Source organism: Arthrobacter sp. zg-Y916, from assembly GCF_020907385.1.
Classification (GTDB): domain Bacteria; phylum Actinomycetota; class Actinomycetes; order Actinomycetales; family Micrococcaceae; genus Arthrobacter_B; species Arthrobacter_B caoxuetaonis.
This window is the reverse complement of sequence record NZ_JAJJOD010000006.1, coordinates 347,520-366,943: the sequence shown is the minus strand read 5'-3', so window position 1 is coordinate 366,943 and position 19,424 is coordinate 347,520. Positions and strand designations below refer to the sequence as shown.

The following is a 19,424-nucleotide window of genomic DNA, read 5'->3' as shown; positions in this document are numbered from 1 at the left end:
CACTACCGCCCGGACACGAGATCCGCAGCCTTGGCGATGGGCGACGTCGTGCGGCGGCCGTTGTTCTCAGCCCGGTCCGCAGCGTAGTAGGCGGCGTACATGGTCTTCACGCCCAGCCAGCGCAGGGGCTCCGGCTCCCAGTTCCGCACCTTGCGGTTGACCCAAGGCATCGTGGTGAGTTCGCTGCCGGGCTCCAGGATCAGGTCCCGCAGGGTGCGGCCGGCCAAGTTGGTGGCCGCGACGCCGGTTCCGACGTAGCCGCCGGCCCAGCCCAGACCGGTCTTCGGGTCCAGGCCCACGGTTGCCTTCCAGTCCCGGGGAACACCCAGCACGCCGGCCCAGGCGTGGTCGATCCGGGCGCCGGCGGCAGCCGGGAACATGTCCCGCAGCAGTTTGGTGAGGGCGGTGATCGTTTCCGGCTGGGTGGCGCCGTCGGTGTCGAGGCGGGAACCGAACCGGTAGGGAACTCCGCGTCCGCCCAGGGCGATCCGTCCGTCAGCCGTGCGCTGGGCGTACATGTAGGCATGGGCCATGTCAGCGACAGTGTCCATGGAGTTCCAGCCAATCTCGTCCCAGACAGCGTCCGGGAGCGGTTCGGTGGCAATCATGGACGAGTTCATCGGCAGCCAGGCCCGGTGATGCCCGCGCAAGCTGGCGGTAAACCCTTCGGTGGCCCGGAGGATGTACCTGGCCGACACCGTTCCGCGGTTGGTCACGGCGGCGCCGGGCCGGATCTCCGTCACCGTGGTGCCCTCAAGGATGGGTACGCCCAGGCGTTCGACGGCGTCAGCCAATCCGCGGACCAGCCGCGCCGGATTGATGCGCGCGCAGTGCGGATGGTGGATGCTGCCCAGCGCCCCGGCAATCCGCAGGCGTTCGGCAGTTTCGCCGGCGTCGAGCAGCCGGGTACCTGCCTCGGGCCAGGCCGCTTCCTCCGCGGCCAAGGCATGCAGCCGCCGAAGCTGGGCTTCGTTGCGGGCGACGTTCAGTTCCCCGCCCTTCACGATGGACGCGTCGATGCCCTCGGCCGCCGCGGCGCCGATCACTTCATCCACCGTGTCGTTGAGCAGTTCCTGGAACCGCCCGACGACGGCCCGGCCGTGGGATGTGACGTACTGGCCGCGTCCGCCGCTGATGGAGTTGGTCAGCCATCCGCCGTTCCGCCCGGAGGCCCCAAACCCGGCAAACCGCGATTCCAGGACCACTACCGACAGGTCGGGGCGCGCCTTCTTCAGGTAGTACGCAGTCCACAGCCCCGTGTAACCGGCACCAACAATGACGACGTCGGCGTTGGAGTCTCCCTCAAGGCCGGGACGGGGGTCCGGCAGGCCGGTCGCCGCGTACCAGAATGAGACATTGCCGTTTACCGGGGCTGTGGAGCTGTCCATGTCAGAGGTGGTTCAGTCCTTCTGTGAGCACGGAGCGCAGGATCGATTCGATCTGGTCGAATTCCGGCTGGCCGATGGTCAGCGGCGGTGCGAGCTGGATGACGGGATCGCCCCGGTCATCGGCACGGCAGTACAGTCCGGCGTCGTACAGTGCCGTGGAAACGTAGCCGCGCAGCAGACGCTCCGACTCGGCGTCGGAGAACGTCTCCTTAGTGGCCTTGTCCTTGACCAGTTCGATGCCGTAGAAGTAGCCCTCGCCGCGCACGTCGCCGACGATCGGCAGGTCCTTCAACTTCTCCAGCGTGGCGCGGAAGGCCGGTGCGTTCGTCTTGACGCGGTTGTTCAGGTCCTCTGCCTCGAAGATGTCCAGGTTAGCCATGGCGACGGCGGCGGAGACCGGGTGCCCGCCGAAGGTGTAGCCGTGGTAGAACGTGGTGTCGCCCTTGGTGAACGGTTCAAACAGGCGGTCCGAGGCGATCATTGCACCCAGCGGTGCGTAGCCGCTGGTGATGCCCTTGGCGCAGGTGATGATGTCCGGCACGTAGTCGAAATCGGTGGAGGCGAACATGGAGCCGACCCGGCCGAAGGCGCAGATGGTCTCGTCCGAAACCAGCAGGACGTCGTACTGGTCGCAGATTTCCCGCACGCGCTTGAAGTAGCCGGGGGGAGGCGGGAAGCAGCCGCCCGAGTTCTGCACCGGCTCCAGGAAGACGGCCGCCACGGTGTCCGGTCCTTCGAATTCAATGGCCTCGCCGATGCGGTCCGCGGCCCAGCGGCCGAAGGCCTCCGGATCCTCCAGTCCTGCGGGAGCACGGTACTGGTTGGTGTTCGGCACGCGGAAGGCGCCGGGAACGAGCGGCTCGAAGGCCGACTTCATGTCCGGGATGCCGGTGATGGAAAGGGCGCCCTGCGGGGTGCCGTGGTAGGCGACGGCACGGGAGATCACCTTGTGCTTGGTGGGCTTGCCCGTGAGCTTGAAGAACTGCTTCGCCAGTTTCCAGGCGGACTCCACGGAGTCGCCGCCGCCGGTGGTGAAGAAGACCCGGTTCAGGTCGCCGGGCGCTCCGGCCGCGAGGCGTTCGGCCAGATCGATGGCCGGGGGATGGGCGTAGGACCAGAGCGGCATGAAGCTCAGCTCGCGGGACTGGCGCGCGGCAGCCTCCGCCAGCTCTTCGCGGCCGTGGCCCACCTGGACGGTGAAGAGCCCGGCCAGGCCGTCAATGAGTTCATGGCCGCGGTCGTCATAGATGTGGTGGCCCTTGCCGCGCGTAATAATCGGAACATTTCCGCCGGAGACCGGTCCGGAATGGCGGGCCATGTGCATCCACAGATGGTCGCGTGCCGCCTGCTGGCGGTCCGTTCCGCGCGGGGTCGTGGAGGAAGAGTGAACAGTTGTTTCGGTCATCTGGTGCCCCAGTTGTAGGCCTGCTTGCGCAGGGAGAGGTACATAAAGGTTTCGGTGCTTGTAACGCCCGGGATGCTGCGGAACCTGTTGACGAGCAGCAGGAGGTCCTGGTCGTTTTCGCACACCACTTCGGCCAGCAGATCGAACGAGCCGGCGGTGACGACGCAGTAGTCAACCTTGTCGATTGCCGCTATCCGGTCTGCCACGGCCAGGACGTCGTTGTGGACCTTGATGCCCAGCATCGCCTGCCGGGGGAAGCCCAGCTGCATGGGATCGGTCACGGCCACGATCTGCATCACGCCGCTGTCCGTCAGCTTCTGGACCCGCTGCCTCACCGCAGCCTCGGACAGGCCGACGGCCTTTCCGATTGCCGCGTACGAGCGGCGGCCGTCCTCCTGAAGCTGCTCGATGATGGCTTTGGAGGTTTCGTCGACCAAATGGTGTCCTGATGCGGATTCCACGGCTATTTTCACCTCCGGGTGCGGATTGGGAAGCTTACGGCGTGTAAGTGCTAGTCATTCAATCTTTTATTTCGTTCGAAATCAAGGGCTTTTGGAACGGAAACCGTTGATGGATTGCGGATGTTTGATTGGAAACAGCGGCGTAACAAAACTTTTACAACGAAAACCTTGTCCATGCGGATTTCGCCATGGCAATATCGACCAAACAACACCCGTCCGCAGTGCAAGTAGTGCCAGCAAGGAGCCCCCTATGTCGAAGCGCCCCGTGAACGACCCGATGCTACGGAGTATCGTCAACGCCCAGCTCTCGCGGCGGAAGCTGCTCATGGGAGCCGGCGGGCTCTCCCTTGCCGGCATGTTGGCGGCCTGCGGTACCGGCGGCGGCACCAGCGGCGGGGCCTCGTCCAAGCCCAGTGCTGCCGCGGACCTCTCCGATTCCGAGAAGGTCGTGAACTGGGCGAACTGGACCCTGTACCTGGACTACGACGACTCAACGCAGAAGTACCCGTCGCTTGAGGCCTTCAGCGCCGCCACCGGGATCGAGGCGAACTACTCCGAGGACGTGGACGGCAACGACTCCTACTTCGGCAAGGTCCAGGCCCAGCTTTCCTCGGGCCAGGACATCGGCCAGGACATCGTCACACTGACCGACTGGATGGCCGCACGCCTGATCCGCCTCGGTTACACCCAGGAACTGGACCTGGCGAACATCCCCAATTCCAAGAACCTGCTCCCGAACCTGAAGAACGTGGACTTCGATCCCGGACGCAAGCACTCACTCACCTGGCAGTCCGGCTTCGGCGGAATCGTCTGGAACAAGGAAGCCTTCCCCAAGGGCCTGAAGTCCGTCTCCGATCTCTGGCAGCCCGAGCTCAAGGGCCGTGTGGAGGTCCTGGACGAAATGCTGGACACCATGGGCCTGCTCATGATGGACAACGGCGTGGACATCACCGGGGACTGGGGCGAGGACGAGTTCGAGAATGCACTGGACGTGCTCTCCAAGCAGATTGCCGACGGCCAGATCCGCCAGGTCAAGGGCAACTCCTACAAGGAAGACCTCATCTCCGGCGACGCGCTTGCCGTGATCGGCTGGTCCGGTGACATCACGCAGCTGAACTTCGAAGAGGGCGACAAGTGGGAGTTCGCCATTCCGGAGGCCGGAGGCACCCTGTGGTCCGACAACATGCTGGTTCCGATCGGTTCGCCGCACAAGGCCAACGCCGAGCGCCTCATGGACTACTACTTCGACCCGGTCAACGCGGCCACCGTCGCCGCGTACGTGAACTACATCTGCCCCGTTGAAGGTGCCCGGGAAGCCATGGAATCCATTGATCCGGAATTGGTGGAGAACCCGCTGATCTTCCCGACTGACGAATACCTGGCGAACGCGCACGTTATCCGCACGCTGACCCCCGACGAAGAGACCGATTTCAACGACCGGTTCCAGACTGCGATCGGAAACTGATAGATGAGCACCACCGAGCTTTCCCGGAACCCCGGAGCCGCGGCCGAGGGGTCCGGGGCGGACCTTGTCCTGTCCGGCATCACTAAACGCTTCACCGAATTCACTGCCGTGGACAACCTTGACCTCGTGATCCCGTCGGGGTCCTTCTTCGCCCTCCTTGGCCCGTCAGGCTGCGGGAAGACGACGACGCTGCGGATGGTCGCCGGCCTGGAACAGCCCACTGCCGGCAGCATCAGCATCGGCGGCAAGGACATCACCGGCACCAGCCCGTACCAGCGTCCCGTCAACACGGTTTTCCAGAATTACGCGCTCTTTCCGCATATGAGCGTTCTGGACAACGTGTCTTTCGGACTCAAGCGCCGGAAGATCCGCGATGCTGAGGTGCAGGCCAAGGCAGCGCTGGAACTGGTTGAACTGGGCCATCTGGCAGCCCGCCGTCCGGCACAGCTGTCCGGCGGCCAACAGCAGCGCGTGGCCCTGGCCCGCGCCGTCGTGAACCGTCCCGCCGTGCTGCTCCTGGATGAACCGCTGGGTGCCCTGGACATGAAGCTCCGCCGGCAGATGCAGGTGGAACTGAAGAAAATCCAGACCGAGGTGGGACTGACCTTCGTCCACGTCACGCACGACCAGGAAGAGGCCATGACCATGGCTGACACCGTGGCCGTCATGAACCATGGCAAGGTCGAGCAGATGGGCCCGCCGCAGGAACTGTACGAACTTCCGCGAACCGCTTTTGTCGCGAACTTCCTGGGCAAGTCCAACCTCATGCCCGCAACGGTCACCGGTGACGCGGGTGAGTTCCTCCGGATCAACATCGCCGGGAATGAGCTCACCATCCTCAAGGACAGGGCCGCGGACCACAGCGGCAAGATCCTGGTGGGTATCCGCCCGGAGAAACTCAGCATGGTTGGTGAGAGCGCTGCCCCCGCGGAAGGCTCGATCCGCGGAGTCGTGCTGGATGCGTCCTTCACCGGAGCGAGCACCGAATACCTGGTCGACGCCGAGGGCATCGGCACCGTGGGCGTCTTTAGCCAGAACCACGGCGGAGCACTCTTCGACGACGGGGACAAGGTCCGCCTGGCCTGGGATCCTGCCCACGCCTTTGGTCTCAGCGGCAGCGAGGACCGGGAAGCCGGAGCCGGCGAGGACGGCCTCTAATGGCGCTCCTGACGGCGGGCAAGACAGCCGGAACAGGGGTCAGCGCAGCTGAGGAGGAAGCCAGCAAACGGCGCGGACGGATCGGTTATTTCCTGATCCTGCCGGGATTCATTTTCCTGCTGCTTTTCTTTGCGATGCCGGTCATCTCGCTGCTGGCCACGTCGCTGTACATCAAGCCTGAAGGCGCCGACGTCGGACAGTTCGTTCCGGCCCTTGAGTTCGGCAACTATGTGGTTGTCCTGCAGAACTACTGGCCGGCGGTGCTGCGTTCCTTTGGCTTCGCCCTGATTGCCACAATTGCGGCACTGGTCATCGGTTATCCGATGGCTTACCTGGTGGCTGTGCGCCTCCGGGACCGCAAACTGCTCAAGGGCATCCTGCTGGTGCTCATCATCGCGCCCTTCTTCACCAGCTTCATCCTGCGCACGCAGGCCTGGAAGCAGATCCTGGCGGATGAAGGTCCGGTGGTTTCGGTCCTGCGGGCAGTGTCCCTGCTTCCCGACGACGGACGGCTCACGGCGACGGCGTTCGCCGTGGTCTGCGGCCTGACGTACAACTTCCTGCCCTTCATGACGCTGCCCATCTACGCCAACCTTGAACGGCTGGACACCCGGCTGATCGAGGCGGGCGGGGACCTGTACGCGAACGGTTTCACGACCTTCCGCAAGATCACCTTCCCGCTCTCGCTGCCGGGCGTGATGGCCGGAACGCTGCTCACATTTATCCCCGCCACGGGCGACTACGTGAACGCGGCCCTGCTGGGCAATAACCAGAACACCACCATGATCGGCCAGGTCATCGACTCCCGGTTCTTCCGGGTGGTGGACTACCCGGGCGCCTCCGCCCTGTCCTTCCTGCTGATGCTCGCCATCCTGTTCCTGGTGATCCTGTATGTCCGGCGTTTTGGCACCAAAGAACTGATGTAAGGAACCACATATGAAACAGAAAATAGGCCGCTGGTTTGTGCCGGTGTTCGGAGGACTGGCCTTCCTTTTCCTCCTGGTTCCGATCTTTTACGTCTTCGCTTTCTCGTTCAACGACGCCGGACGCACCAACCTGAGCTGGCGCGGCTTCACGCTGGACAACTGGAAAAACCCCTGCGGTGCTCCAGGCGTCTGTGAAGCACTGGGCAACAGCCTGCAGGTGGGCCTGGCGGCCACCCTGATTTCCACCACGCTCGGCACGGCAATCGCTGTCGGGCTGGTCCGGTACCGCTTCAAGTTCAACGCGACGGCGAACATGCTCATCTTCCTGCCGCTGGCTACGCCGGAGGTTGTGCTGGGCGCTTCGCTGCTCTCGCAGTTCCTGAACATCGGCGCTGAACTGGGGATGGGCACCGTCATCATTGCCCACTCCATCTTCTGCATCTCCTTCGTGGTGGTGACCGTCAAGGCACGTGTTGCGAGCCTGGACCCGAAGCTGGAGGAAGCGGCCGGGGACCTGTACGCCTCGCCGATCCAGGCATTCTGGCGGGTCACGTTCCCGCTGCTGCTGCCGGGCATCGTGGCGGCTGCACTGCTGGCCTTCGCCATGAGCTTCGATGACTTCATCATCACCAACTTCAATTCAGGCAACCTGGATACCTTCCCCAAGTTCATCTACGTTGCGGCGACCCGCGGCATCCCGGCCCAGGCCAACGTGATTGGTTCGGCAATGTTCATCGTTGCCCTGCTGGTCGTCATCGGCGGCCAGGTCCTGTCCCACCGCCGGGCCAAGATGCTCGCAGCCCGGTAGCCACGCGTCCGGTCCGGAAACAAGGGGCGCCCGCCGAACCCGGCGGGCGCCCCTTGTTTTTCCGGTTGCTAGGCGCTCACGCCCCGCTCTTGGGGCAGGACCGCTGCCTCCAGGACGCGCTGCCGGCGGCGCATCCAGAAGGACAAACCGAAGATCACGATGAGCGAGACGTAGATCCCGGCTGCGATGGGGGACTGGACCAAGGCCAGGGGGTCGCCCTGGGAGATAGCCAGTGACCGGCGCAGCTGGTTTTCGAAGATCGGACCGAGGATCAGCCCCACCACCAGCGGAGCGATCGGGTAGCCGTAGCGGCGCATGAAGAAGCCCAGCACACCGATCACCAAAAGCATCACGACGTCCGCGCTGGTGAAGTTCACCGAGTACGCGCCGAGCGCGGCGAACACCAGAATGCCCGCATAAAGGTACGGCCGCGGGATCTGAAGGATCTTCACCCACATTCCCACCAGCGGCAGGTTCAGGACCAGCAGCATCAGGTTTCCCACGTACAGGCTGGCAATGAGCGCCCACACCAGTGCGCTCTCGTTCTCGAACAGCAGCGGCCCGGGCTGGATCTGGTACCGCTGGAACGCCACCAGCATCATGGCAGCTGTCGCAGTGGTGGGGATGCCCAGGGTCAACAGCGGCACCAGGACACCGGCGGCCGCTGCATTGTTCGCCGCCTCCGGCCCGGCGACGCCTTCAATGGCACCCCTTCCGAACTGTGCCTTGCGCTTGCCCTTGGCGAGCTTCCGCTCGGAGGCATAGGAGAGGAAGGTGGCGACGTCGGCTCCGCCGGCGGGAATAGTCCCTACCGGGAAGCCGATTGCCGTGCCCCTGAGCCAGGGCTTCCAGGAACGGCTCCAGTCTTCGCGCCGCATCCACGTGTTCCATCGTCCTGTCACAGGAATGACTTCCACCGCTCCGTGCCGCAGACGCGACGCGACGTAGAAGGCTTCACCGACCGCAAAGAGTCCCACGGCCACGAGCACCACGTCGACGCCGTCCGCGAGGAAGGCGCTGCCAAAGGTATAGCGCTGCTGTGCCGTCAGCTGGTCCACCCCGACGACGGCGACAAAGAGTCCGATGCCCAGCGAAGCCAGTCCCCGCAGCACGGACGCGCCCAGGAGCGCGCCGACCGTGAGGAAGGCGACGACCATCAGGGCGACGTACTCCACCGGCCCGATGCGCACCGCAAACTCGGCTATATAGGGGGCAACAAATGTCAGCGCAATGGTCGCCAGCGTGCCGGCGATGAAGGAGCCGATGGCCGCTGTGGCCAGGGCAGCGGCTCCGCGGCCGGCCTTGGCCATTTTGTTGCCCTCAAGGGCTGTGACAATGGACGCCGATTCACCGGGTGTGTTCAGCAGGATGGACGTTGTGGATCCGCCGTACATGCCGCCGTAATAAATACCGGCGAAAACGATGATGGCGGCCGTTGGATCCAGGGAGTACGTAATGGGCATCAGCAGGGCCACTGTCATGGCTGGCCCGATGCCCGGAAGCACACCGACAGCCGTGCCGATCAGCACGCCTCCGAGCGCGTAGAGCAGATAGACCGGCTGGGCCGCTACTGCGAATCCCTCCAGGAGGTGCATGAAGTTATCCATTGAGGAACGGCACCCCCTGCAGGATTCCTGCTGGCAGCGAAACACCGAGGAGTCCGGCGAAACCGATTTGGAGCAGCAGGGCCAGCACGGCTCCTATCAGGAGGCTGCGGGCCCACGACGCTGCGCCCAGGGACCAGCTGACCCCGAAGAACAGGACAGCAGCGGCAACGGGCCAGCCCAGGGGAGCAATAAGAATGATGTGCAGCACCAGGAACCCGGCCAGCTTGGCGAGCGCGGTCCAGTCGGTCGGGACATCGGGATCGATGTCCTCGCCTTCCTCGGCGTCCCCGGTCCGCCCGCGCAGCACCTGGACGACCAGGGCCGCACCAACGAGGACAAGGAGACCCGAAACGAGGTAAGGGAAAGCCCGGGGCCCGATGTCGCTGGCCGAAGGGGGCGTCTGGATGCCCGCCCCGGCCACGAAACCAGTGACGCCCAAGCTGAGCACGGCTGCCGCGAAGAGCAGTTCCCCCACGCGCCCGGAGAGAGCCATCCGGCCCGCTCCGGGCGCTATCGGCTGAGCAGCCATGGGATTAGAGCAGTCCGATGTCGGTCAGCGTGGTCTTGACCGTGGCAATGTCCTCGGTGAGGAACTGCTGGAAGTCTTCCCCCGTGAGGAAAGCGTCGGTCCAGTTGTTCTCCTCGAGGGTGGCGGCCCAGGCCTCGGTGCCGTGAAGGTCGGTGACCAGCTGGGTAAGGGCTTCGGCCTGCGCCTCGTCGATGGACCCGGGAGCGACGACGCCGCGCCAGTTGGTGAGAACAACGTCCACGCCCTGTTCGCTGAGCGGCTTGACATCGGGGAGCTGGGCAGCGGCTTCCTTGCCGGAGACGGCCAGGGCGCGCAGCTTGCCTGCCTTGACCTGCTCGGCGTATTCACCAACACCGGAAATGCCGGCATTGACCTTGTTGCCCAGGAGGGCTGCGAGGGATTCTCCGCCACCGGAATAGGGGATGTAGTTCAGGTTCCCGGGATCAATATCTGCCGCCTTCAGCATGGAACCTGCCAGGATATGATCCGCTCCGCCGGCGGAGCCGCCGGTGATGGAAACGCCCTGTCCGTCCTCACGGATAGCCTCCAGGAGGTCATCGACGGTCTGGAACTCCGATTCCGCCGGCACAACTACAACCAGCTGCTCTTCCGTGAGCCGGGCGATTGGTGTGGTGTCCTCGATCCGGTTGGCGGCGTTATTCGTCTCGACGGCACCGACCATCACGTAACCCATGACCATCAGTGTGTTGGCGTTCTTCTCCGTGGCAAGCTTGGCGAGGCCGTTGGTGCCTCCCGCGCCGCCGATGTTCTGAACGGATGCGTTGCCGACAAGGTCGTTTTCCTGCAGGTCGGACTGGATGGCGCGGCCCGTCTGGTCCCAGCCGCCGCCCGGATCTGCCGGGACGATGATGTTGAGGCGGTCGATTCCGCCGTCGGAGGCAGTGCCGCCGGAGGCTCCGCAGGCTCCTAGGACCAGGACGGCGCCGGCAGCGGCGGCAGCCAGCGCTGAACGGCGCGTCATTGCGCGGTTGAGCAACATGAGGGTTTCCTTTCTCGGGCGTGATGCGGATCACCACGCGTGCCGTCTCAGACTAGGAACACTCCGGTAAGGGGAGAAGCATCTGGTCATAGCGGAGGTATTGGTCTTTATGGTCACTGCTGGACACGTCCGCGAAATCCGGGACGGGCCCGGGAGCGTGCGAAGATGTGCCCATGCTTGGATCGATGTCGCTCAGGTCACAGTTGTTCCTGCTGCAGCTGCTGATTGTGCTCGTCGTCGTCCTGGTGGCAGGTTCCGTGGCGGTGCGCATGCAAGCCGACCAGATACGGGACGCGTATGAGGCCCGTATGGTCGGCGTGGCCAAGTCAGTCGCGCAGCTTCCGTCTGTCATCCAGGCGTTTGGCGAGGAGAATCCCAGCGCGGAGATCCAGCCCATCGCCGACCTCATTACCCAGGCCACGGGCATGACGTACGTGGTGGTGACCGACCACGCCGGAATCCGCTATTCGCACCCCAACCCGGCTCTGATTGGGAGCAAGGTATCCACCGATCCTTCCGTGCCGCTCGCCGGTGACGTCTATGTGGGGACACAAACCGGAACCCTGGGCACGTCGTGGCGGGTCAAGGTTCCGGTGTTTTCGGAAGACGCAAGGGTTATCGGCACGGCTTCAGTGGGGATCCTGGAATCCGAGCTGCAGGCGGAGCTCCAGGAAGACATGCCGGAGCTGATTGCGTGGCTGATCGCCGCGGCCGTGCTCGGTTTCGCCGGCGCCAGCTGGCTCTCCGGCCTGGTCTGGAAACGGATCTACCGGCTGGAACCGGAGGAGATCGCCCAGCTGCTCAAGACCCGTGACGCCATGCTGCACGCCATCGGGGAAGGGATGGTCGCCGTGGATGAGCGGGGCAACGTTGCACTCGTCAACGATGAGGCCCGGCGCCTGCTGGACCTGCCGGCCACGGCTGAAGGCCGGCCGGCAGACGAGGTCCTGCCCGAGAACCTCGTGGCCATGCTGCGCTCTGCGGGTGCTACCGATGAAACCGTGCTGGCCGGGGAAAGGGTGCTGCTGGCCCGCGCCGCAGGGGCAATGGTCGACGGCCGCAGGACCGGCGGCGTGCTGATTCTCCGGGACCGCACGGAATTGCATCAGCTGCTGCAGGATCTGGATGGCGAGCGGGATGCAACCTCGGCCCTTCGTGCCCAGGCCCACGAATTCGCGAACCGCATGCACGTGATTTCCGGGCTGCTGGAACTCGGACATACCGGGCAGGCGGTCGACTTCATTGCGCGGTCCGGGCACGGCGGTTCGCTGCTCTCCGCCACGACCACGGAGGGCATTACCGATCCGGACAGTGCCGCCCTCTTGATGGCCAAGGGCAGCCTGTGCGAAGAAAAGGGAATCGAGCTGGTCCTGGAACCCGGTCCGGACCTGGTCCCTGATGGAACCACGGACTGTGTGACCGTGCTGGGGAACTTGATGGACAACGCCATGGATGCGGTGGAGGCCGGAGGAAGCATCCGTGTCTCGTTGAACAGGGAATCCGGCCGGCAGCGGATCACTGTTGCCGACAACGGGCCGGGCATCCCGGCCGGCAGCCGCGAACTTGTGCTGCGGGAAGGGTACTCAACCAAGGATCCGGGCGGTCCTGGGACGCGGGGCTTCGGCCTGGCACTGGTCTCACGGATCGCCTCCCGCCGCGGCGGGAGCGTGCTCATCACGCATTCATCGGAGGGAGGGGCCCAAATCACCGTCGATTTGGGTCCTGGACAAGCGGAAAACGGTATTTCGGACAGCGTCCGGGACACAGGCATGGAGAGCAGATGAGCACGATGCCCGAACCAGTGAAGACCCGGCTGGTACGCACCCTGGTGATCGACGATGACCGGGAAGTCGCGGGATTGCACAGCGGATTCCTGCTCGCACACGGGGGTTTCGAAGTGGCAGCGACCGCGCATACCGGAGCCCAGGCGCTGGAAATGATTGCAGCGCTTCAACCGGAGCTGGTGCTTCTGGACATCCACCTGCCGGACATGTCCGGCATCGAGGTCCTGCGTGCAGCACGGAACATGCCCGGGGAACCCGTGGATATCTTCGCCATTACGGCCGCCCGTGAGCTGGAAACGGTCCGCGCAGCGATGGCCGGCGGGGTGCTGCACTATCTGGTCAAGCCGTTTGGCTTCCGTGTGCTGCTGGACCGGCTGGATGCATACCTGCAGGCACGGGCACAGCTCATACGGCCGGAGGGACCCGCGGAAGCCCTCGACCAGGCGAGCATCGACCGCCTGCTTCGACCAACCGCTTCCGCGCCGTCACCGGTGACATGGGCGGGACTGCCGAAAGGGCTTTCTGAACCAACACTCGCGGCTGTCGTGCGGGAACTCGAAAAAAGCGGGGAAAGCTCGGCCTCGGCAGTTGCCGCCGGTGTTGGGCTGGCCAGGGTCAGTGCGCGCCGCTACCTCGAATTCCTCGTGACGCGGGGGCTGGCCGCCGTTACGCCGCGATACGGCGACGCCGGCCGCCCGGAGAAGTTCTACCGGTGGTTGGGGACCGGAGGATGATTCCCTCCGTATTTCCCACGCCCGGCCGGCACTTCAGGAAAGGAGTTCCCCAAGCCGCCGTGCGTTGTGAACCGCCGCGCCTTCGCCGTCGTTGTTGAAATAGGCATAGACGTCGCGGCCGCCCGCCCGCCATTCCCTGATGCGCTCCGCCCACCAGTGGAGCTCATCGTCCGAATAGGAACCGGCATACAGTGTGTGGTGGTCCGGCCCGTGGAGGCGGACGTAGACGAAATCCGCCGTGGCTTCGAGGATGCAGGGGAGCCGGGCCCCGCTCATCACGCAGTAGGCAGCGTTGTGCTTGGCCAGCAGGTCGAAAACTCCGGGCTGGTTCCATGTGTCATGCCGAAACTCGACGGCCACCCGGATCGAATCAGGCAGCGCCGAGAGGACGGCGGCCAGCCGGGCGTCGTCGCGCTCCATATCCGGCGGCAGCTGCAGGAGCAGGACGCCGGCCTTGCTGCCCAGCTCTTTCCAGCAGCGGGTGATGCGCCCGATCCAGACCTCCGGTTCCCGCAGCTTTCGGGCGTGGGTGAGGCCGCGGGGTGCCTTCACCGAGAATTCGAAGTCCTGCGGCAGCCGGTCCCGGTAGCGGGCAAAGGCCTCCTCGCGCGGCCACCGGTAGAAGCTGCCGTTGAACTCCACCGTGTCGAAGTGCCCGGCGTAGTACTCAAGCCACTTTCCAGCGGGCAGGCCGGCAGGATAGAGCTGCCTCCGCCAGTGGTTATATGTCCAGCCCGAGGTCCCGATCCGTAGTCTGCTCACCGGACCCAAGGTACTCCCGGCGCCCGGAAATCTCGCCGATGGCCGTACCGCGGTGTCCGTTGCGGACGCACACTTGTACTATCCCGTGTCCCCTGAGCGAAAGGATCCGCTATGGCACAGCGAGAGAGCACAGGTTCCGGCCGAGGAATCTATCTGCGCATGGTCCGGGACTTCAGCGCTGAACCGGCCGCGGTGTACCGAGCCTGGACCGATTTCGCCAATGCGACCGACTGGTGGGGTCCCGAAGGGTTCATTGTCCCGGCGGACCGGGTCAGCGTGGACGACAGGGAAGGGGGCAGCTACAAGGCCTGCATGGTCAACACCATCACGGGGGACGAACTGTGGTGGGGCGGAACCCTGGAACGGCTGGATCCGCCGGACCACCTTTCCATGACCCAGCAGTGGGAACAGCCGGATGGAACTCCGGCCAGCAACGTCACCTTGATAACCGTGGACCTGGAGCCGCACGACGCCGGCACCCACATGACGTTCCAGCAGGGGCCGTTTCCAGACACCCGGGACAGGGACGGCCATGAAACCGGATGGGAGCAGTCCTTCCACCGGCTCGCAAACTACCTCGCCCGAAGCGCATGAAATAACCCGCAGTCTTTCGCGGTTGCACAGCTAGGTCCGCTGGTTCGGCATGCACCGTGGCCGGCGACAGGACAAGACGTGCACAACGAAAGGCCAGTGTTCCATGACGTACCCGCTTTCCATCCTCGATTTCGCTTCCATTGACGAGGGCGGGACTGCCGCTGAGTCGTTCCGCGACAGCCTGGCGCTTGCCCGGCACGCCGAAGGATTGGGGTACCGGCGGATCTGGTACGCCGAGCACCACAACATGCCTACGATCGCCTCGTCGGCCACGAGCGTCCTGATCTCCTTCATCGGCGCCAACACGTCCGCCATCCGGCTGGGCGCAGGAGGCATCATGCTGCCCAACCATGCGCCCCTGACCATTGCCGAGCAGTTCGGCACCCTCGAGTCCCTGTACCCGGGCAGGATCGACCTCGGGCTCGGCCGTGCCCCGGGCAGTGACCAGAAGACCCTGCGTGCGCTGCGGCGGGATCCGATGGCCGCCGATTCCTTCCCCCGGGATGTCCAGGAACTGCAGGGCTACCTCACCGGCAACAGCCTGATCCCCGGCATCGACGCCATTCCGGGAAAGGGCACCAACGTGCCGCTGTACATCCTGGGGTCCTCGCTGTTCGGCGCCCGGCTGGCTGCCGCCCTGGGCCTGCCGTACTCCTTCGCGTCCCATTTCGCGCCGCAGGCCCTGCAGGACGCCGTCGCCCTCTACCGCAGGGAGTTCCAGCCCTCCGCCCAGCTGGCCGAGCCCTATGTCATCGCCGGCGTTAACGTCCTGGCGGCGGACACTGCGGAGGAAGCGCAGGAAATCTTCCTGCAGTCCCAGCGCCGCCGCGTGACCCAGTTGCTGGGCAAAGACCGCACGTACACGGACGAGGAAGCGGACCTGGTGCTTGAATCTCCGGCCGGCCAGCACATCAAGATGATGGGGCACTACTCCGCAGTGGGCACCACCGTGGAGGTGCGTGAGTACCTCGACTGGTTCGCCGGCCATGCCGGTGCCGACGAGCTCATCGTTGCCACACATGCCCCCACGCTCGAGCAGCGCCTGCATTCGTTCACCCTGCTGTCCCAGGCCATGCAGCCCGTCCAGGCCTAGGCAGGTGCGGCCGGGCGGGGCCGTGGACATATGCCAGAATCAAATCCATGACGACGTCTTCCCCTGCCATCCGCGTCAAGGTTCCCATGCGCTGGTCGGACATGGACGCCTACGGGCACGTGAACAACGTCGAGGTGCTCCGGATGCTGGAAGAGGCGCGGATCCTGGCTTTCGGACCGCCGGCCGGCACCGGAGCGCCCGGTGTACGGCCGCCGGTGGCCCTGTTCGATTCCGTGCCGGGGCATGTCCAGTCCCTGGTCTCCGAACACAGGGTCAAGTACCTGGCGCCGCTGGAGTACCGCAATGTGCCCGCCGACGTCGACCTGTGGATCAGCTCGGTTAAAGGCGCAAGCCTTGCTATCTCCTACCGGGTTTCGGACCCGGTGACCGGTGTGGCATGCATCAAGGCCGAAACGACCTTGGCCTTCGTGGACGCTGTTTCGGGCAGGCTGCTGCGGGTGAGCGAGGCGCAGCGGGCGTTGGTGGGGCCCCACTCCGGAGCGTCTGTCTTTTCCTGACGGGTGTCAGCCGCTGCGGCGGCCGGACTACCATTCGGGAAAGCGGCCAACGTGGCCAGCTGCCAACGGAGCGGAAAACCGGGGGATCCGCCGCGCCCGTAAGGAGGCCCGTCGTGTGGAACAACCTGTGGACCAGCCTTGGCATCACCCCCATTGACGCCCTGTGGGTCGTCATCTCGTCCTTTGGGATCTACCTCGTCTTCTTCCTGATGGTCCGCGGCTTCGGCCAGCGGGCGCTGGCGAGCTGGTCCACGCTGGACAAAGCGATCGTGATTGCGCTCGGTTCAGTGCTGGGACGCGTGATCCTGGGCTACACGCCCACGCTTGCGGCCGGCATCATCGGCCTGGCGACGATGTTTGTGATGCTGCGGCTGGAGGGATACCTGCGAAGGAGCAAGCGCGGGGCCTACCTCACCAGCAAGCCCATCCTGCTGATGGCGGGGGAGCAGGTCTTGTCAGGAGCGCTCAGGCGGGCCCGGATCCAGGACGATGAACTGTACTTCAAGCTCCGCCAGGCCGGGATCCGCAACTTCTCGGAGGTGTCGCTGGTCATCCTGGAGCCCACGGGGGACGTGAGTGTGCTCCGGCGGGGGAAGCAGATAGATCCCCTGCTGCTGCGCCGGATCGAGGACCGCGCCCTCATCCCCAAAGAGCTGCTCATGCCCGAATGATCCCCGGCCAGGGGCCTTCCGCGGAGAGTCCATGTACGGCGGCCAGGGTTCCGCCGGACCGTGAAAGCCAGCCGTGAAAGCCAGCCGTGAAAGCAGCCGTAACTGCCCTGTGGCGAGGGGGAATGAACGCCTGGCGGAGGGGTGTGGTCGCGGACCGGCCAAAAGTAGTGTAGAGTCTTTCTCAGTTGTTGTGTTGCGCATTTTGTATTTCAAGTGGCGAAACCCAAACGGGCTAGCCGCTTTTCTGTAAAAGCGGTAAAGGAACACCGCGACTGAAACCTCCCGAAAGTCGGGAAGTGTTTCAATGCAGAAGGAATATTAAAATGGCTACAGGTACCGTGAAATGGTTCAACTCCGAAAAGGGCTTCGGCTTCATTGAGCCCGACGACGGCAGCGCCGACGTCTTCGCTCACTACTCCGCTATCAACTCCAGCGGCTACAAGTCCCTCGAAGAGAACCAGAAGGTCTCCTTCGACACCGAGCAGGGCCCCAAGGGTCCGCAGGCCACGAACATTCAGGGCCTCTAATTTCAGAAGCCTAGACGCCGCCGCTAAGGCAGGCATCTAAAAAGAAGAGCAGGACGGGCAACCGTCCTGCTCTTCTTGTTTAACCCCTCCCGCCGAGAGGCCAGTTACGGCTCATTTGAGCGTTCAAACGAGCCGTAACTGGCCTCTCGATGGTTGTGGCCGGCGCCGAAAGGGAGGGCTAGTCCTCCACGCGTACAGCCGTCTCGCGCAGGTACTGCTCCACTCGGGTGTAGGCATCCTGCGTCAGGGCCCGCCAGAGCTGCAGCGCCAGCCGGGGCTCATTTTCTTCCATGCGGCTGATTTCCTCTGCCGGCAGCCGCCAGAGAGTGACGTCGCCGTCGGCTTTGACCGTGGTTTCCTGCCGCTTGTCTTCTCCCAGCGCCATTTCGCCGAACGTCATTCCCGCCCCCAGCCGGTTCAGCTTGACCCGATGGCCGCTGGGGCCCGGCATCAGTGTCTGGACGTGGCCGGAAGCGATGAAGTAGACACCGCTGAAGCGCTGGCCGATCCTGCGGATCACCTCTCCGTCCTGGTAGCTGAGCTCTTCCATCCGTCCGGCCAGGTCCTTGGCCGCCTCCGCATCGAGCGGTGCCAGTGCGGGGGAGTCCGCCGGGAGGATACGTTCGGGCTGCACAAGGTCCGCGCCGTAGCGGCGCAGCAGCTCCTCCTCACACCACTCCACCGCGGCGGACCGGGTCCCGAAGGCGGCCACCGGCTGGCCCCCTTCCGCCAGCGCAGCCGGCACGTCACCGGCTGAGTCCACTACGGCCAGCTGCCGTCCGGACTCCGCGAGCATGCTGGCTGCCTCAGTGAACATGCGCAGGGCGACGCCCGAGACCTCATCCACACTGCGCAGGTCCAGGACCACCAGCACGACGTCGTCCTCCAGTGAGGCGAGTTCGCGCACCATGGCCTCGGCGCCGGCGAAGAGCAGGTCGCCGTTTAGTTCCAGGATCCTGGCACGGTGGGCGTTGGCACGCAGCAGTGCAGCGGCGTCTTCGCTGCGGCGGATACCCGAGGGTGTGGTGCCGATGTCGTAGGAGCCGCGCAGGGCGGATTTTCCCGTGCGGCCGGCCCGGACGAAGTGCAGTTCAAGGTCGTGGGACAGCCGCTGGCTGACGGCCACGCCCCGGACGCTGCTGCCGTGCCCGTCCAACGGCGGAGAGTAGACCGCCAAGCCGATCTGGCCGGGCAGTACGGCAATCGTTCCGCCGCCCACGCCGGACTTGGCGGGCATGCCGACGCTGCTCATCCAGGAGCCTGCATCGTCGTACATCCCGCACGTGGCCATGACCGAGAGGACCCGCTCGACGGATGCGATATCCAGGACCTGGTCATTGGTGAGCGGATTGCGTCCTGCGTTGGCCAGGGTAGCGGCCATCATGGCCAGATCGAGCGCGTTGACCATCACGGAGCACTGGCGGAAGTAGTCTTGGATAACCGGCGCCGGGTCGGATTCGATAATGTCGAAACTCCGCAGCAAATAGCCCAGGGCATGATTGCGGTGGCCGGACTTTAGTTCTGACTGGTATATGCGTTCGCTGACGGATAATTGCCGACCGGCAAAAGCGGAATATGTATTGAGGATCCGCTTGAACCGCGAATTGCCGCCGGCTCCGCGTACGAGTGAGGTTGCCGTGAGGGCGCCCGCATTGATCATGGCGTTTGCCGGCCGGCCCGTTCCCTCCGCCAGCGAAATCTCGTTGAAGGAATCACCCGAGGGTTCTACGTCAACCTTCGCATCAACCTCCTCCATTCCGCGGTCAGCGAGGGCAAGTCCGTAGGTAAACGGTTTGGAGATCGACTGGATGCTGAACTCCTCCCTGGTGTCGCCAACCTCGTAGACGTAGCCGTCAGCGGTTGCAAGGACGATTCCGAAATGGTCCGGATCCACGTGCGCCATGGCCGGGATGGAGCTGTACGGCTGCCCGTTCTTGAGGCCGGCAATCTCGGCGTGGATACGTTGGAGGTAGTGCTCAATGGGGGAGTCCATC

General features: G+C 64.6%; 19 protein-coding genes. 11 read left to right on the top strand and 8 right to left on the bottom strand.

From position 1 onward, the window contains the following. Window positions 1–2 precede the first annotated feature (2 nt). Genes LOC59_RS11775 through LOC59_RS11765 form a run of 3 tightly spaced genes read right to left on the bottom strand, consistent with a single transcriptional unit; the run spans window position 3 to window position 3,254 of the window. Entirely contained in the window at window positions 3–1,388 is a 1,386-nt protein-coding gene (locus LOC59_RS11775; RefSeq protein ID WP_229972099.1) for an NAD(P)/FAD-dependent oxidoreductase, read from the bottom strand. Between the two features lies 1 nt (window position 1,389). Next, window positions 1,390–2,793, bottom strand: coding sequence for an aspartate aminotransferase family protein (locus LOC59_RS11770; RefSeq protein WP_227895266.1), 1,404 nt, complete (start codon window positions 2,791–2,793; stop codon window positions 1,390–1,392). Beyond that, on the bottom strand, window positions 2,790–3,254 hold the full coding sequence (locus LOC59_RS11765; RefSeq protein WP_227895265.1) for an Lrp/AsnC family transcriptional regulator: 465 nt from the start codon (window positions 3,252–3,254) through the stop codon (window positions 2,790–2,792). Before LOC59_RS11765 ends, LOC59_RS11770 begins: the two co-directional genes overlap by 4 nt. A 250-nt stretch (window positions 3,255–3,504) precedes the next feature. Here LOC59_RS11765 and LOC59_RS11760 point away from each other — a divergent pair, with 250 nt between their 5' ends. The 4 genes from LOC59_RS11760 to LOC59_RS11745 are packed head-to-tail and all read left to right on the top strand — an operon-like array spanning window position 3,505 to window position 7,611. Further along, the gene (locus tag LOC59_RS11760) at window positions 3,505–4,719 is read left to right on the top strand and encodes an ABC transporter substrate-binding protein (protein ID WP_227895264.1); all 1,215 of its coding nucleotides are present in this window, start codon (window positions 3,505–3,507) and stop codon (window positions 4,717–4,719) included. A 3-nt stretch (window positions 4,720–4,722) separates the two neighbouring features. Further along, a complete protein-coding gene (locus LOC59_RS11755) occupies window positions 4,723–5,877 on the top strand; it encodes an ABC transporter ATP-binding protein (protein ID WP_227916356.1) in 1,155 nt (384 codons plus the stop codon). Further along, window positions 5,877–6,803 carry an ABC transporter permease gene (locus LOC59_RS11750; RefSeq protein WP_227895262.1) on the top strand — a complete coding sequence of 309 codons (927 nt, stop codon included), beginning with the start codon at window positions 5,877–5,879 and terminating at the stop codon, window positions 6,801–6,803. Before LOC59_RS11755 ends, LOC59_RS11750 begins: the two co-directional genes overlap by 1 nt. Window positions 6,804–6,813: 10 nt before the next feature. Continuing rightward, on the top strand, window positions 6,814–7,611 hold the full coding sequence (locus LOC59_RS11745; protein ID WP_227916358.1) for an ABC transporter permease: 798 nt from the start codon (window positions 6,814–6,816) through the stop codon (window positions 7,609–7,611). Between the two features lie 68 nt (window positions 7,612–7,679). On the opposite strand, the gene LOC59_RS11740 is transcribed toward LOC59_RS11745, so the two are convergent. The 3 genes from LOC59_RS11740 to LOC59_RS11730 are packed head-to-tail and all read right to left on the bottom strand — an operon-like array spanning window position 7,680 to window position 10,747. Then, on the bottom strand, window positions 7,680–9,218 hold the full coding sequence (locus LOC59_RS11740) for a tripartite tricarboxylate transporter permease (protein ID WP_229972096.1): 1,539 nt from the start codon (window positions 9,216–9,218) through the stop codon (window positions 7,680–7,682). Further along, window positions 9,211–9,747 (bottom strand): tripartite tricarboxylate transporter TctB family protein, encoded by a 537-nt coding sequence (locus tag LOC59_RS11735; protein WP_229972094.1) that lies wholly within the window; start codon window positions 9,745–9,747, stop codon window positions 9,211–9,213. The genes LOC59_RS11740 and LOC59_RS11735 overlap by 8 nt, the downstream gene beginning before the upstream one ends. Window positions 9,748–9,751: 4 nt before the next feature. After that, window positions 9,752–10,747: a Bug family tripartite tricarboxylate transporter substrate binding protein gene (locus LOC59_RS11730; protein ID WP_229972092.1), complete on the bottom strand. Its 996-nt coding sequence runs from the start codon at window positions 10,745–10,747 to the stop codon at window positions 9,752–9,754. Window positions 10,748–10,932: 185 nt separating this feature from the next. Here LOC59_RS11730 and LOC59_RS11725 point away from each other — a divergent pair, with 185 nt between their 5' ends. Both LOC59_RS11725 and LOC59_RS11720 read left to right on the top strand, forming a co-directional pair. Further along, window positions 10,933–12,531, top strand: a complete 1,599-nt coding sequence (locus LOC59_RS11725; RefSeq protein WP_229972090.1) for an ATP-binding protein — start codon at window positions 10,933–10,935, stop codon at window positions 12,529–12,531. Further along, window positions 12,528–13,265 carry a response regulator gene (locus LOC59_RS11720; protein ID WP_229972088.1) on the top strand — a complete coding sequence of 246 codons (738 nt, stop codon included), beginning with the start codon at window positions 12,528–12,530 and terminating at the stop codon, window positions 13,263–13,265. The genes LOC59_RS11725 and LOC59_RS11720 overlap by 4 nt, the downstream gene beginning before the upstream one ends. Window positions 13,266–13,298: 33 nt before the next feature. Here LOC59_RS11720 and LOC59_RS11715 read toward each other — a convergent pair whose 3' ends face one another. Then, window positions 13,299–14,027: a DUF72 domain-containing protein gene (locus tag LOC59_RS11715; protein WP_229972081.1), complete on the bottom strand. Its 729-nt coding sequence runs from the start codon at window positions 14,025–14,027 to the stop codon at window positions 13,299–13,301. Between the two features lie 111 nt (window positions 14,028–14,138). On the opposite strand from LOC59_RS11715, the gene LOC59_RS11710 reads away from it, so the two are divergent. The 5 genes from LOC59_RS11710 to LOC59_RS11690 all read left to right on the top strand — a co-directional run bounded on the left by LOC59_RS11710 (window position 14,139) and on the right by LOC59_RS11690 (window position 17,430). Next, window positions 14,139–14,621 (top strand): SRPBCC family protein, encoded by a 483-nt coding sequence (locus LOC59_RS11710; protein ID WP_229972079.1) that lies wholly within the window; start codon window positions 14,139–14,141, stop codon window positions 14,619–14,621. A 103-nt stretch (window positions 14,622–14,724) separates the two neighbouring features. Beyond that, window positions 14,725–15,714, top strand: a complete 990-nt coding sequence (locus tag LOC59_RS11705) for an LLM class flavin-dependent oxidoreductase (RefSeq protein ID WP_229972077.1) — start codon at window positions 14,725–14,727, stop codon at window positions 15,712–15,714. Window positions 15,715–15,761: 47 nt separating this feature from the next. Then, window positions 15,762–16,232, top strand: a complete 471-nt coding sequence (locus tag LOC59_RS11700; RefSeq protein WP_227895257.1) for an acyl-CoA thioesterase — start codon at window positions 15,762–15,764, stop codon at window positions 16,230–16,232. A gap of 113 nt (window positions 16,233–16,345) precedes the next feature. Continuing rightward, entirely contained in the window at window positions 16,346–16,903 is a 558-nt protein-coding gene (locus LOC59_RS11695) for a DUF421 domain-containing protein (protein ID WP_227895256.1), read from the top strand. A gap of 323 nt (window positions 16,904–17,226) precedes the next feature. Beyond that, window positions 17,227–17,430 carry a cold-shock protein gene (locus LOC59_RS11690; protein WP_055240158.1) on the top strand — a complete coding sequence of 68 codons (204 nt, stop codon included), beginning with the start codon at window positions 17,227–17,229 and terminating at the stop codon, window positions 17,428–17,430. A 178-nt stretch (window positions 17,431–17,608) separates the two neighbouring features. Here the strand turns inward: LOC59_RS11690 and glsA are convergent, their stop codons facing one another. Continuing rightward, the gene (gene glsA, locus LOC59_RS11685; protein WP_229972075.1) at window positions 17,609–19,423 is read right to left on the bottom strand and encodes a glutaminase A; all 1,815 of its coding nucleotides are present in this window, start codon (window positions 19,421–19,423) and stop codon (window positions 17,609–17,611) included. Window position 19,424: the final 1 nt, after the last annotated feature.

Excerpts from the sequence above, each read along its gene's own strand:
- LOC59_RS11750 (WP_227895262.1), top strand. The coding sequence starts at position 5,877 with ATGGCGCTCCTGACGGCGGGCAAGACAGCCGGAACAGGGGTCAGCGCA.
- LOC59_RS11705 (WP_229972077.1), top strand. The coding sequence starts at position 14,725 with ATGACGTACCCGCTTTCCATCCTCGATTTCGCTTCCATTGACGAGGGC.
- LOC59_RS11725 (WP_229972090.1), top strand. The coding sequence starts at position 10,933 with ATGTCGCTCAGGTCACAGTTGTTCCTGCTGCAGCTGCTGATTGTGCTC.
- LOC59_RS11775 (WP_229972099.1), bottom strand. The coding sequence starts at position 1,388 with ATGGACAGCTCCACAGCCCCGGTAAACGGCAATGTCTCATTCTGGTAC.
- LOC59_RS11770 (WP_227895266.1), bottom strand. The coding sequence starts at position 2,793 with ATGACCGAAACAACTGTTCACTCTTCCTCCACGACCCCGCGCGGAACG.
- LOC59_RS11735 (WP_229972094.1), bottom strand. The coding sequence starts at position 9,747 with ATGGCTGCTCAGCCGATAGCGCCCGGAGCGGGCCGGATGGCTCTCTCC.
- LOC59_RS11710 (WP_229972079.1), top strand. The coding sequence starts at position 14,139 with ATGGCACAGCGAGAGAGCACAGGTTCCGGCCGAGGAATCTATCTGCGC.
- LOC59_RS11700 (WP_227895257.1), top strand. The coding sequence starts at position 15,762 with ATGACGACGTCTTCCCCTGCCATCCGCGTCAAGGTTCCCATGCGCTGG.
- LOC59_RS11755 (WP_227916356.1), top strand. The coding sequence starts at position 4,723 with ATGAGCACCACCGAGCTTTCCCGGAACCCCGGAGCCGCGGCCGAGGGG.
- LOC59_RS11730 (WP_229972092.1), bottom strand. The coding sequence starts at position 10,747 with ATGTTGCTCAACCGCGCAATGACGCGCCGTTCAGCGCTGGCTGCCGCC.
- LOC59_RS11690 (WP_055240158.1), top strand. The coding sequence starts at position 17,227 with ATGGCTACAGGTACCGTGAAATGGTTCAACTCCGAAAAGGGCTTCGGC.
- LOC59_RS11740 (WP_229972096.1), bottom strand. The coding sequence starts at position 9,218 with ATGGATAACTTCATGCACCTCCTGGAGGGATTCGCAGTAGCGGCCCAG.
- LOC59_RS11745 (WP_227916358.1), top strand. The coding sequence starts at position 6,814 with ATGAAACAGAAAATAGGCCGCTGGTTTGTGCCGGTGTTCGGAGGACTG.
- glsA (WP_229972075.1), bottom strand. The coding sequence starts at position 19,423 with ATGGACTCCCCCATTGAGCACTACCTCCAACGTATCCACGCCGAGATT.
- LOC59_RS11760 (WP_227895264.1), top strand. The coding sequence starts at position 3,505 with ATGTCGAAGCGCCCCGTGAACGACCCGATGCTACGGAGTATCGTCAAC.
- LOC59_RS11720 (WP_229972088.1), top strand. The coding sequence starts at position 12,528 with ATGAGCACGATGCCCGAACCAGTGAAGACCCGGCTGGTACGCACCCTG.